Raw genomic sequence first — 13387 nt, 5'->3', positions numbered from 1 at the left:
TTCTTGTATTTCATATCTCAAATGTATTAGTTTGAAATTTAAAAGAACACTCCGAACTTATTGGGGGCTAAACTACTGGTAAACAAAGTTCATTTTGATTCTGTAACCTAGTCATCTTTATTTCTGAAACAAAAAGATCTGAGGTTCATAACAGTTCATTATCACTTATCTGTTCTATACGCAACCCTCCTAATTCTTCAGGCTTAAAATCAGTTTCCATAATAGCACATCCAGCAGAGGATATAGTATACAATACATCTTTACCTTCTGTAAATTCAATTATGTATCCCTTATCTTCTATAAACCAAAAGCCATTTTTAGATTTTTCTACATAGTGAGTATCATCGTCTGATTCACAAGCCGCAAAGCAAAATACCACATAAAAAACAACAAGAAATTTGACACAATATGCAATATAAATTTCTTTTCTTACTCTCTCATTCATCTTTTTAAAGTTTTAATTCTTCATCAAAACTATAAATGATAAATCATGCGAGTGTTCCGTTTCATTAAGAGTTAATAAATCGGGACTTACTTTTATTGTCGTTCTTTTCTAAATTCACTTGGTGTACTCCCTGTTTCTTTTTTGAATGTTTTATAAAATGTAGTCTTTGATTTAAAACCTGCTTCTAATCCTATTGCCAATAAACTATATTTATGAAAATCAGGATCCACTATCATTTGTTTTACCTCTTCTACTCTAAATGAATTAATGTATGCCGAAAAATTCTTATCTGTTATTGAGTTTACAATCTGAGAAAGATACCCAGGACTAATACCTAACTCTTCTGCCACAAGATCTCTGCTCAAATCAGGGTCTCTATAAACATGCTGATCGCACAACATAAATTCTAGCTTTTTGAAGTATCTATTATCCCTAGAAAATCCTTCTAAAACCTCATGATTATTCTTTGTTTCAACCTCTTCATCAATTTGATGTTCAGAATTCTCTTTTCTAAGGGAGAAGTTTTTTTTATTTAATATCTCTAAAATTTCTTTTTGATCTTTGGCTAGTTTTAATCGATAAATCCCATTATAAAAAATCCAATATATAAAAAACGAAAGCACCACAACCAACACCCCTTCAAAAACATATTCTCCTTCTATCCAAAAAAATTCTATACTACCTAATACAATCCAGATAATTGTGATTACAAACATACTACTCCACAATAAACGAACCCATTTTACATTCTCTTCGTTACCTATTAATGGAGCTTTCTTTATAAGAATATATAACCATATCATCAACAGAAGATTAAACATATAGTAACTTATTTCTTCTATCTCGAATATTATTGAATAATATTCTTCTATGTTTAATATGTTAAATCCATAGTCAACTTCTATAGTAAAAATGATATTAAGGAGTATTGAAATCGCAATTGGCACATATAGCCATTTCAATTTTTTACTGTTATGTATATCATTATTGATTAACTTGGTTATATAAAAGAAGACCATCACTGGGAAAAGAAAAACCCATTCTATATCATCAAGTATATTTAGTTCTTTATAAGTATCGAACACTCCTATACTATCCATAAACATATTCAGCATCAACACAGAAAGCAATACTACAGAATACCCTAAATAATTATTGGTTTTGGTTCTAAAAAATGGGGATTATAAAATGACTGCTCCAAAAATAAATCCTTGAGAAGCGCTGATTAATAATAGAAGTCTGAGAATATTCATTACAATCATTTTTAAGAGGCAAAGCAAACTTATTTCACTTCTTAATACTATTTCAAATAAAACATACTACAGGATATACATTCTATACTCTTTTTATGAATACCCGTTTCTTTTATTGGTTCGTAGAATTGCTTCTTCATTTTTATAATTTATCCATTTCTGCCCTCTAGTTTTGCGCATAAGGTTATCAAAATGTCTCATTATAAAAAAATTATAGGTAGCTTTTATGAAATTGGTTGTCTTTCTAGATACAGAACGAATACTCATAGAAAACCCTGGAGTTAAATAGGTCATCTGATGCCAATATCCTTCTGGCATGTACAATGCTTCACCGTGTTTTAAATTTGTAATATATCCTTTGGCATGTTGTAATGCTGGCCATTTATTGAAATCTGGAGCATTAAAATCAATGTTCTGATGCGATATTAATGCATGAGGTACTTTATATAAGAATTTTGTTTCTGATGGCGGAAACAGGATGCATTGTTTTTCTCCATGAAAATGAAAATGAAGAATATTAGCTAGGTCTATATCATAATGCATAAACACTTTAGACCCTTTTCCTCCAAAAAAGAGAAAAGGCAGTTTTTTCATGAATTTTAACCCTATTTCATCAGGGTATTTAAAATCATCTTGAAGTTTTGGTGCCTCCTTAAGTAGATTATATAAAAATATACGATAATTGGTTGATCCTTTTTCTAGCAAACCTAAATACTCACTCATTCTCATACTAGTATGAGCTTCATTAAACTTGAATTCTGATGAAATAGGCCTATCATCATACAAAGGCACTGTTTTATCTCCTGCTACAGAATTAATGTATGAAAGATCCCATTTTTTATACGCAGGCCAATCCATAATCAGCTGCTCAATTACAACTGGTTTTTGTAATTGAACATATTCTTTAAGAAATTTCTCTTTGGTAATTGTTTTTACCCTTGGTATTTGTTCTAAATTCAATTTCACTGACTACTATGAAATGTACTTTAAAAGTAAGTCTATATAATTATATCTTAAGATTACAGGTTTAATTTTTTTCTGTAAAAGATTTACTTATCTGCTATTGCTTCTTTTTTTATCTCTTTACTCTTCTGTTTTGCCGTTTCATTTCTATCAATGGTATGTTGTGGTCTTGTCCATTTAGGTTTTTCTCCTTTAGGGTGAAACTTAGAATTTTCTGCTTCTATTGTTTCTGGTTGTGCTTTTTTAACAAAAGGTTTTTGAGGGTTTAATCCTAACGTTTTAAACATTTCCATATCCTGATGTACATCTGGATTAGGAGTTGTCAACAATTTATCTCCTGCAAAAATTGAATTTGCTCCTGCAAAGAAACACATCGCTTGTCCTTCTCTACTCATTTCTGTTCTACCAGCAGAAAGTCTTACTTGTGTTATTGGCATTACAATTCGAGTAGTTGCTACCATTCTAATCATATCCCACATAGATACAGGCTCTTGCTCTTCCATTGGTGTTCCTTCTACAGCTACCAAAGAATTTATAGGAACAGATTCTGGCTGTGGGCTTAATCTAGACAAAGCAACCAGCATTCCTGCTCGATCTTCAACTTTTTCTCCCATTCCAATAATCCCACCACTACATACGGTTACATTGGTTTTTCTAACATTCTCAATCGTTTTTAAACGATCTTCAAATCCACGGGTAGAAATTACTTCTTTATAATAATCTTCTGAGGTATCTAAGTTGTGATTATAAGCATATAACCCTGCCTCTGCTAATCGCTGAGCTTGGTTTTCAGTAATCATTCCTAAAGTACAACACACCTCCATATCCAATTTATTGATTGTACGTACCATCTCTAATACATTTTCAAATTCTGGACCATCTTTAACATTACGCCAAGCCGCACCCATACATACTCTTGAACTACCTGAAGATTTTGCACGAAGTGCCTGAGCTTTTACTTGTCGCACACTCATCAAGTCGTTACCTTCTATGTCGGTATGATATCTTGCAGCTTGCGGACAATATCCACAATCTTCTGGACACCCTCCTGTTTTAATCGATAACAGTGTAGATACCTGTACTGTATTTGGGTCATGACATTCTCTATGAATTGTTGCTGCCTTATATAATAAATCCATTAAAGGCATATTGTAAATACCAAGAATCTCTTGTTCTGTCCAATCGTGTCTAATAATGCTCATAAATCATCAATAATTAAAATGTAAAAAAATCTGAATTGCTCTTGACTATAAAAGCTACAAACTTTGCTGACAAATATCACTACTTTATTCCTAAAAACCTTTTAAATAGTTTAAAAAACTTTTCTGGCTCTTCAAGATACGAATTATGCCTGCTTTTTTCAAACACTACACAATATACTCGTAACACAACTGTTTTTTAATACTTTAGAAGGTTTTTCCGTCTTTTATTTCTATTGTTATTACTACAAATTATAGATGTAAATAGTATTGCTTTTTATAGGGTTATGGCCGTTCTAACAAAATACTTACTGCATTACCCCCAAAACCAACAGCATTTATCATAATCTTATTCAATTGCTTAGGAAATTTATCATAGGACATAAAGGGAACAGGTATAAAATCTTGATGTTTCAGCATCAATACTGCCAGTTCGAGACTTAAAATCCCACTAGCACCAAATGTATGTCCTATTTTCCATTTGTTGGTGGTCAAAGCAGGAAGAGTATCCCCAAAAACTGCTTGAATGGCATTATATTCTGCTTGATCTCCTTTTACTGTTCCTGGAGCATGTAATACTATGACATCAATATCATTTATAGGAACTTCTCCCAAAGCCATTTTCATAGATTTCTGAAAACAGTCTGCTTCTGTAGAAATAGATATATTATGTTTTAGGGGTTCTGTAGCATAACCAATTCCTTTTATTAATGCTATGGCATTTTCTTTTACTCCTTTTTCTATACATGCTACTCCTGCACCTTCTCCCAGAAACATAGAATTTCTTTTTTTATTCCAATTCATTGCCTGACAAGGATACACTGCTTCATCATTAGATGCATATATCTTGAGGGCTTTCATTTGGGCAATGGTAAATGGAGTAAGCGGAGCTTCACTACCTCCTACCAAAAATTGATCTGCCAAACCAGCTTGTAACCAAGCTACTCCATTAAGTATAGCATGTAATGCTGTAGAACATGTTATTGAGTGACTTATTTGTGGTCCGTTGGTTTGTAAATCATGAGCAATCCATGAGGAAATATTACCGAGAGTAGTAGTTGGTGAACTGAGTGTAGATGATTTACCTGTATTGAGAAATTCTTGATGATATTTTTCAAAAAGTCCTGTTGCACCGCGTGAAGAACCTATATTGATTCCAAAATCATAATTTCCTTCCCATCCTGCGTTTTTAACTGCTTCGCGCGCTGCAAAAATTCCAAACAATACCGAATTATCTAATTCTGTATAATGAGGGCTTTCGTTTCTGAGGGCTTCAATCCTATTTTTCTCTTCTGAAAAAAGTGATGCTACAGGAGTCTTTTCACTGCCAAAATCTTCAAAAGTAATACAATGTGATGTGTCTTTATATTGTTGCCATAAGCGATCCCCAAAGGATACTCCTAAAGGGGATATTGAAGAAATTCCGGTTATTGATATTATCTGTTGCAATTCTTAATTTTTGTCAAATGTAGGGGTTTGTTCTATCTTGTTCAATAGTTATATTATTTATCCCTTATTTTTGGTAACAAAATGTCATTTTTGACTACTTATTAGTATATACAAAGAATACCACCTATGAATGATCACGTACAGCAAAAAAGTTGGTTTGCAAGAAATTGGGGTTGGGCTGTTCCTTTGGGAGGCTGCCTTACTATTATTATTCTATTTTTTGTCTTTTTGGGTTCTGTTATTTTTGGTGTAAATGAATTGTTTACACAATCTGTTCCTCATCAAGATGCCCTTGCCAAAATAAATAATGATGATTATGTTGTGACGATCTTAGGAGAGCCTATAGAAACTGATGGTATCATGAGTGGTAACATATCTTATCAGAATAGTATAGGGTCTGCGGATATCTCGATCCCTATAAAAGGATCTAAAGGAACTGCCCAATTATATGTAGTAGGTACCAAACAAAATGACACATGGTCCTATACTGAAATGTATGTAATAGTAGATGATACAGATGAACAAATTGATATCTTAGGTTATGAACAAAATGACAGTATTATCAAAGACGAGTAATAATTTATTAGCTTTTGGAGTTCCTCTACTCCTTTTCTTATCAATGATTTTGATCACAAAATCAGAAGTGTTTGAAACCAACACAAACATGTTATCAATTGGTATAACTGCTGATCTGCTTTTTACAATTCCTATAATTTACTTTTTATTGATTAAAAAGATAAATGTCCCTAGAACCACAACGGTTCCGCTTTTTGTATTAGGACTATTCATTGCCTTCTATATTATCCCAAAAGAACATCAAGCATTATTACATTGGGTAAAAAACTGGATATTTCCTTTTGTAGAACTGGGAGTAATTATTTTTATATTGTATAAAGCACGCAAGGTTATACAACGATTTAAAACTAATGCAAAATATGAAGTAGATTTCTTTTCTGTTCTCAAAGATACTTCTCTGGAAATATTACCTAAAAAAATCGCTGTATTTCTAGCAATGGAACTTGCTGTTATCTACTATGGGTTTATCTTCTGGAAAAAAAGAGATCTAACTGATAATGAATATACCTATCATAAAAATAGTGGAACTATTTCTCTGTTACTGGCTTTTATATTAGTTATTGGCATAGAAACCTCTGTAATTCATATACTCTTATCAAAATGGAATATAACTGTTGCTTGGGTTGCAAGTTCATTAAGCATATACTCTGGTATCCAGATTTTTGGATTCTTAAAATCTATCCTCAAAAGGCCTTTTGTTATTGATGGAGACAAATTACATCTACGATATGGCATCTTAAGTGAAACTACAGTATACATCAACGATATCGAATCGATAGAAGTTACCACCAAACTTATAACTGATCCTAGTATTAAAAAACTATCTCCTCTTGGTGAGCTTGAAAGCCATAATATGATATTATCTCTAAAAGAAGAGAATACTCTTATTGGACTTTATGGAACACAAAAAAGGTATAAAAAAATTGCTTTTTTTGTAGATGATAAGGATAGATTTAAAACTGAAATTGATACTGCCTTACAGAGCGCAATCTAGCTTCAAATAATTTCCAATAATTCATCGATCGTACTATATATTTTCTCTAATTGTTCTTGAGTTATCACATAGGGTGCTAGAATATAAACAGTACTTCCTAATGGTCTTAATGCAACTCCTTTTTGCATAAAATGATCAAATATCTCATAGCGTTTTTCACCATATCGATCCATTTCTATATCAAGATCCAATGCATAGATTACCCCTTGTTGTCTAGTTATCTTCACCTTGGGGTGATTTTTGATTCGAGCATCAAACTGTTTATGAGACTTTGTTATTCTATCTATATTGTTTTGAATCTCCTCACTTTGTAAAAGTTCTATTGCTGCCAAAGCAACCGAACATGCAATTGGATTAGCAGAATATGTATGTGCATGAAAAAATGCTTTACCTATCGAATCATCTAAAAAAGCATTATAAATATCTTGAGTACAACTTGTTACTGCCATAGGAACAAATCCTGCTGTTAACGACTTTGACAGCGAAATAATATCTGGTTTGGTTTCTATATAATCAGATGCAAATGTTTTTCCTGTTTTTCCAAAACCAGTCATTACTTCATCTGCAATAGTAATGACATTATTCTCTTTGCAAATTCCTAGAATCTGATCCAGATATCTAGCCTCATACATATGCATTGCATTGGCTCCTTGCACCAAGGGTTCATAAATAAATGCAGCTACCTCATTGGTTGTTATACATTCTTGTATTTGTTTTATAACACTATCTATAGTGTCAAAACTAGGGGTTGGGATACGTATTACATTGATAAAAAAATCTTCAAATGGACCATTATACACTGATAAACCAGAAGCTGACATTGCCCCAAAGGTATCTCCATGAAAACCGTCTTCAAAAGCTATAATTGTATTTCTTTTTTCTCCTTTATTAAAATGGTATTGCAATGCCATTTTAATACCTATTTCATTTGCCGTGGATCCATTATCAGAGAAAAATATTTTTTCTTGATTATCAGGCAATATATTAATTAATGCTTCTGATAGTTTAATTGCTGGTTCATGAGTAAATCCTGCAAATACAATTTGATCCAATTGTTGCATCTGCTGTTGTACTTTCTCAAGAATATAATCATTACAATGCCCATACATAGCTGTATACCATGAGGCAATACCGTCTATATATGTTTTGTCATCTTCGCCATAGAGCACTGCTCCCTTTGCTTTTACAATGGGCAATGCTTCTGGATGAATCTTATGTTGAGTAAGGGGGTGCCAAAGGTGTTTTTTATCTCTTTCTTGTAAAGTCATGAGTTCTTGTTTAAGCAAAAGTGAAAATTTTAAATTAAAAGAATAAAAGAAATACTTGAATGAAATTATAGTTTTATTAGTTGATCTTTAAACAATTCTGCATATTCTTTAACTACCATTTTATCAAAATAGGGCTCATGATTAATACGTCCTATTATGGCAACTCCTGTCATTTTTTCTATAATGCTTTCTGTAGTTTTATGTTCTTCTCCACTAAAAATAATAGACACATCAAATCCTTTTTCTTGCAAAATCTGCAGGGTCATCAATGTATGATTAATACTTCCTAAATAGTGTCTAGAAACAACAATCACCTTATAATCAGATTCTATAATATCTAAAATTGTGTCCCGATCATTCAAAGGTACTAATAGTCCTCCTGCTCCTTCAATCACCAAATGATTATCAACTTTAGGAAGATTGATTGTATCTACATCAATAACAATATTGTCTATTGCAGCAGCAGCATGGGGACTCATTGGAGTTTTTAAAGCATAACTGTTACCATGAAATCTTGATTGTGGATTAGAAACCAACTCCCGCACTTTATCTGTATCTGAATACTCAAGATCTCCTGCCTGTACTGGCTTGAAATAATCTGCTTCTAATGCTTCTACTACAATTGCTGATGCTATAGTTTTACCAACATCTGTACCTATCCCTGTAACAAAGATCTTTTTATTCATAGTTTGTTTGATTCTTTTTTTCCATTCTATTACATGAATAATACCTGGTCAAAATAGTTTCACTTTTTTATGTATTGTTATACAAAAGTAGCAAGTAGTTCTAATACTTTGGATATTTCTTCTGTAGAATTATAAGAATGTATGCAAAAACGTAATCTCTCTTGTCCTTGTGGTACGGTTGGGGACAAAATAGGTTTTATATCGAATCCTGATTTTTGAATTTGCAATGCTACTTCCTTCACATTTTCATTACCCAAAATGAGACAACAATGTATTGCGGAATCACTTTTTATAAACTTTGAGTCTACATCTAGATCTATGGCTTTATAGTTAAAAAAAGTGATGTTATCTATAAGTTTTTTGATTGCATTTGTTTCTAGAAGGTGTTGATAAACGACATGTATTGTTGCAAGAGAGTGGGGGGGAAGCCCTGTTGTATAGATGAAACTTCTTGCAAAATTTATTAAATACTTTTTTAAGCTCTCAGATCCCAAAATTACAGCTCCGTGACATCCCATTGCTTTTCCAAAAGTATTGATTCTTGCAAAAACTTGACTCTCTAATTCCAACTGCTGTATCAATCCTACTCCACATTCTCCGAATACTCCAACGGCATGTGCTTCATCAACAACAAAACGGCAATTATACTGTTGACATAATGATCCTAAACCACGCAAATCAGGAGTGTCTCCATCCATAGAAAAAACTGATTCTGTAATTACATATACCTCAACTCCTGTATGATTTTTTGTGTCTAATCTCGTCTTGTGAATCTTTTTTTGTAAATCGTTTAGATCATTATGCACAAACCTATAGGATTTGGCATTACTCATTTTGATACCGTCTCGAATCGAAGCATGAACTAGTTCGTCATAGAAAACAATATCCCCTCGTTGAAGCACTGCAGAAAGAAACCCTACATTCGCATCATATCCAGAATTAAACAATAGAGCAGCTTCTGTATTATGAATCTTTGCCAGTAATGTTTCTGTTTTTTCATACAACTTATGATTTCCTGATAGCAATCGAGAGCCTGTTGCCCCATTCTCACATATATTTTGTTCTTCTAGAAATCGATGTACTTCATTAAAAACATCCTTTTCTTGAGCCAATCCTAAGTAATCATTGGAAGAAAAATCAATTAAATTTTCTCGTTCAGGAAGCCTGCGGAGTGCATTATTTTTCTCTCTATCCTGAAGTTTTTTCTGAAGTTTTTCTGGCAATTGCATAATGTTTTCAAAAATAAAACAAATAGTCTTTATATTTTTTATATTCATAGGATATAATCCAATTAACAATCATGAGTATTATTTATACCGTTGCTACTACTGATATAGAGTTACAACAAATCATAATGCTACAGCAGTATAATTTACCAATTTCAATTTCTCAAATAGAAATTGAAAAAGAAGGTTTTGTTACTGTACAACATGATTTGGCTATTTTAAAAAAAATGAATTATCGACAACCTCATATTATAGCAAAAAAAGAAAATAAGGTGATTGGATATGCCTTGTGTATGCATAAAGATTTTAAAAATGATATCAATACCCTGAAACCAATGTTTACTGTGATTGATGATCAACTACCATCTAATGTACCCTATATAATAATGGGGCAAATTTGTATTGATAAAGTATCTAGAAAACAAGGTGTTTTCAGGGGGCTATATACACGTATGAAAAATGAACTACATAAGAACTATCGTTTATTGATTACCGAGGTCGCAACAAGTAACACACGCTCTTTGCAAGCACATTTTGCTATTGGATTCAAAACATTAATCCAATATGAATGTAATGGTACAAAGTGGCATCTTATTTATTGGGACTGGACATAACACCTGGGGTTATTTCTTCTGAATCTAAGTCATACCCAAAATCTTTACCTTTTTGCACTCTGGGGACTCCCTTTGTCATCCATCTGGGAGCAGGCTTACCTTTTAAGTAATGATCAAAAAACTGCATCATGCGAATTGATAAATCTTGTTTATTTTTTACCTTCTTCAGGTTATGAGCTTCCTCATTATAGACTAACAGCCATACTGGTTTTTGCAATCTACGCATTCCCATAAACATCTCTATACCTTGATAATAGGGCACAGCACCATCCTTATCATTATGCATCATCAACAAAGGGGTTTCTATTTTAGGGATACCAAAAAGCGGTGAGTTTTCTATATAAAGATCAAATCCATCCCACAGGTTTTTTCCTAATCTACTTTGTGTTCGCTCATATTGAAATGCTCTACTCAATCCTGTTTTCCATCTGATTCCGCCATAAGCAGAAGTCATATTACTTACAGGAGCACCAGCCATCGCTGCTTTAAACTTATTAGTAACTGTCACCAGATATGCAACTTGATATCCCCCCAACTTTGTCCTTGTATCCCTATATTATCCTTATCTATATATCCTAATTCTTCTAGGGCTTCTACCCCCGATACTATACAATTGTATGCACTGGCTCCTGGCTTACCCTCACTATATACAATATCAGGCACAAACATTATATAGTCATTGCTTACCAAATATGAAGGGTTTACTATAGAAGCACTGGGCCTAGGAGCATAATAATTATGATAACCGTCTGAACTTTTTTCATAAAAATAAGTGATCAAAGGATATTTTCTAGAAGGATCGAAGTCTATTGGCTTATAAACAATCCCTTCTAATTTTTTACCATCATACGTTTTCCATGAGAACAATTCTGCTGTTCCCCATTTATATTCTTTTTGGTGTGTATTTCCTGCTGTAATCTTATCTTCTGTTTGAAAAGTATCTGTCGTAACATATAAATCAGGAAATGTAGAGAAGTTTTGTTTACTATAAACAAAAACTTCTGCGTCTTTTGCCTTTTTATATCTATTAATTTTATATTCTGACGGCTTGATCTTTTCTATTAACCTTCCTTTTCTCAAGGTATATAATCCTGATATTTTTGTTTTGTTATCAAAACTTGTAATCAATAGTTCTTTATTAATATAAGAGGCTTGATCTTGTTTTTCTGCATGCAACATTTCTGTTCTATAACTGATATTCTTTTTTCTTCCGTTTTGGGTAATATTCACAGGGTCTCCTTTTCCCGAAAGTGTAACTCTCCAAACATCAAATTTATCATAGAGTAAGGCGTCTCCTTTTGAATCAAATCCTCCAAACCCATATGCAGAGGGTAATGCAGGGCGATCATCATCTTCATCATAGAACGCTACATTCAATTTTTTGGTGAGGTTTACTTTTTTTCTAGTTTCCAAATTTATAGAAAACCAGTGTCGTTCTTCCATATCATAATACAACACATATTGATTATCTATAGAAAGAATAGGTTGAGTTCCCTTATTTTTAAGAAATATCTTTTTATTTCCTGTATTGGTATCAATTACATAGAAATCCTTTGTCCAAGGATAATCCCAAGAACGTTTGATATCATAGGGAGAGGTTAATGATCCTATTATAAATTGTTGTTGTTTATTTTGATCAAAAATAAGGTTCTCAATTTCCTTATCCTGAATATGAACATATTTTTCTGATTCTGTATTATAATAAGATATAAATGCTTTTTTTGTAAGCTCTTCGAATTTAGATTTTTGTTCTGGTTGAATTAATTTATCCTGCCAAGTCCAAACATCTACTTGCGGTATTTCATCTTTGAGCAATGTAGTGTCTTGTGCATACACAACCGCTGGTTTAGAATAGAAATATAATCTATCTCCATTGTCAGAAAAAAAAGGGGCCTGATCTTTACTCAACAACCAATTATTCTTCAAATTCTTATCTGCTTTACTTACTATTTTTTGCTGTTTACCATTTTTATAATAATACAATTCAAACCTCAAAGAATCTGTTGCTGTAGAATCTTGAGCTGCTAGATATGCAAATTGGGAACCATCCTTATGTACTGCTAATTTATCATAACAGTAGCTTACTGTATCGATGGCTATTTTTGAGCTTGAAGACACATCATATCGATATACTCCTTTATCCTTTCCTTTCTTTTTTTTAAGCTATATTCTATAATACGACTTAACTAGTTATCTTTGTTTTAAAACAAGTGCAAATGGTACCAGAATCTTTCACAGAATTTTTCAAAAGCCTAGATGAATTGGGTCGTGAGACCGTAATTAGGGAGCTATTATCTATGGTCGATCCTTCAGAGCCTGACTTGTATACTGTTCATTCCGAGGTGCAACAAATCCAGTCACTACATTGCCCTAATTGTCAAGACATCGATATCCGTGCAAATGGCAAGGCTAATGGTGTGCAACGTTATTTTTGTAAATCGTGCAAGAAGTATTTTAGGGAAACTACAGGTAAAGTTACTTTTGGTTTAAAAAAGGGGAACTTGCTTAGTGTTTATTTGTACCATATGCTATTAGGCAATTCGATAAAGAAATGTGCTGAACAGACAGGTATCTGTCTCCAAACTTCATTTGACTGGCGGCATAAGATATTAAGTGCCTTTGAAGGGGCTGTTCCTAATGGTTTTGAAGGTATTGTAGAGAGTGATGATATTTTCTTTCTTGAATCTGGCAAAGGAAACAGGGAATTACCTAGA

Annotated in this window: 13 protein-coding genes and 1 pseudogene; 4 read left to right on the top strand and 10 right to left on the bottom strand. The window is 32.7% G+C overall.

Features of this window, described 5'->3' with window-relative positions:
- Positions 1 to 145: 145 nt before the first annotated feature.
- The 5 genes from CVD18_RS18590 to CVD18_RS18570 form a co-directional block, all read right to left on the bottom strand.
- A complete protein-coding gene (locus CVD18_RS18590; RefSeq protein WP_103867015.1) occupies positions 146 to 445 on the bottom strand; it encodes a hypothetical protein in 300 nt (99 codons plus the stop codon).
- Positions 446 to 537: 92 nt separating this feature from the next.
- Complete coding sequence (locus tag CVD18_RS18585; RefSeq protein ID WP_158250502.1) at positions 538 to 1545, bottom strand: AraC family transcriptional regulator; 1008 nt, start codon at positions 1543 to 1545, stop codon at positions 538 to 540.
- A 246-nt stretch (positions 1546 to 1791) separates the two neighbouring features.
- Positions 1792 to 2664, bottom strand: coding sequence for a cupin-like domain-containing protein (locus CVD18_RS18580; RefSeq protein WP_233194590.1), 873 nt, complete (start codon positions 2662 to 2664; stop codon positions 1792 to 1794).
- Between the two features lie 83 nt (positions 2665 to 2747).
- Complete coding sequence (gene bioB, locus CVD18_RS18575) at positions 2748 to 3863, bottom strand: biotin synthase BioB (protein ID WP_103867013.1); 1116 nt, start codon at positions 3861 to 3863, stop codon at positions 2748 to 2750.
- 282 nt (positions 3864 to 4145) lie between these two features.
- On the bottom strand, positions 4146 to 5309 hold the full coding sequence (locus CVD18_RS18570) for a beta-ketoacyl synthase N-terminal-like domain-containing protein (protein ID WP_103867012.1): 1164 nt from the start codon (positions 5307 to 5309) through the stop codon (positions 4146 to 4148).
- 126 nt (positions 5310 to 5435) lie between these two features.
- Between CVD18_RS18570 and CVD18_RS18565 the strand changes: the two genes are divergently transcribed.
- Both CVD18_RS18565 and CVD18_RS18560 read left to right on the top strand, forming a co-directional pair.
- A complete protein-coding gene (locus CVD18_RS18565) occupies positions 5436 to 5885 on the top strand; it encodes a cytochrome c oxidase assembly factor Coa1 family protein (protein WP_103867011.1) in 450 nt (149 codons plus the stop codon).
- The gene (locus CVD18_RS18560; protein ID WP_103867010.1) at positions 5860 to 6879 is read left to right on the top strand and encodes a hypothetical protein; all 1020 of its coding nucleotides are present in this window, start codon (positions 5860 to 5862) and stop codon (positions 6877 to 6879) included. The genes CVD18_RS18565 and CVD18_RS18560 overlap by 26 nt, the downstream gene beginning before the upstream one ends.
- Before the next feature lie 2 nt (positions 6880 to 6881).
- Here the strand turns inward: CVD18_RS18560 and bioA are convergent, their stop codons facing one another.
- The 3 genes from bioA to CVD18_RS18545 all read right to left on the bottom strand — a co-directional run bounded on the left by bioA (position 6882) and on the right by CVD18_RS18545 (position 10062).
- The gene (bioA, locus tag CVD18_RS18555) at positions 6882 to 8147 is read right to left on the bottom strand and encodes an adenosylmethionine--8-amino-7-oxononanoate transaminase (RefSeq protein ID WP_103867009.1); all 1266 of its coding nucleotides are present in this window, start codon (positions 8145 to 8147) and stop codon (positions 6882 to 6884) included.
- Between the two features lie 65 nt (positions 8148 to 8212).
- Complete coding sequence (bioD, locus tag CVD18_RS18550) at positions 8213 to 8833, bottom strand: dethiobiotin synthase (RefSeq protein WP_103867008.1); 621 nt, start codon at positions 8831 to 8833, stop codon at positions 8213 to 8215.
- 77 nt (positions 8834 to 8910) lie between these two features.
- Positions 8911 to 10062: a pyridoxal phosphate-dependent aminotransferase family protein gene (locus CVD18_RS18545; protein WP_103867007.1), complete on the bottom strand. Its 1152-nt coding sequence runs from the start codon at positions 10060 to 10062 to the stop codon at positions 8911 to 8913.
- A gap of 71 nt (positions 10063 to 10133) precedes the next feature.
- Between CVD18_RS18545 and CVD18_RS18540 the strand changes: the two genes are divergently transcribed.
- Positions 10134 to 10673 (top strand): N-acetyltransferase, encoded by a 540-nt coding sequence (locus tag CVD18_RS18540; protein WP_103867006.1) that lies wholly within the window; start codon positions 10134 to 10136, stop codon positions 10671 to 10673.
- Here CVD18_RS18540 and CVD18_RS18535 read toward each other — a convergent pair.
- Both CVD18_RS18535 and CVD18_RS18530 read right to left on the bottom strand, forming a co-directional pair.
- Positions 10651 to 11208 carry a S9 family peptidase gene (locus CVD18_RS18535; RefSeq protein WP_103867005.1) on the bottom strand — a complete coding sequence of 186 codons (558 nt, stop codon included), beginning with the start codon at positions 11206 to 11208 and terminating at the stop codon, positions 10651 to 10653. The two genes, CVD18_RS18540 and CVD18_RS18535, sit on opposite strands and share 23 nt — an antisense overlap.
- Positions 11178 to 12791 carry a S9 family peptidase gene (locus CVD18_RS18530; RefSeq protein ID WP_103867004.1) on the bottom strand — a complete coding sequence of 538 codons (1614 nt, stop codon included), beginning with the start codon at positions 12789 to 12791 and terminating at the stop codon, positions 11178 to 11180. The genes CVD18_RS18535 and CVD18_RS18530 overlap by 31 nt, the downstream gene beginning before the upstream one ends.
- 98 nt (positions 12792 to 12889) lie before the next feature.
- On the opposite strand from CVD18_RS18530, the pseudogene CVD18_RS18525 reads away from it, so the two are divergent.
- Positions 12890 to 13387 (top strand): annotated as a pseudogene (locus tag CVD18_RS18525) (hypothetical protein); the annotation flags it as partial.

The sequence above is a fragment of the Aquimarina sp. I32.4 genome (genome assembly GCF_002924285.1).
Classification (GTDB): domain Bacteria; phylum Bacteroidota; class Bacteroidia; order Flavobacteriales; family Flavobacteriaceae; genus Aquimarina.
This window is presented reverse-complemented; position numbering and strand designations above follow the sequence as displayed.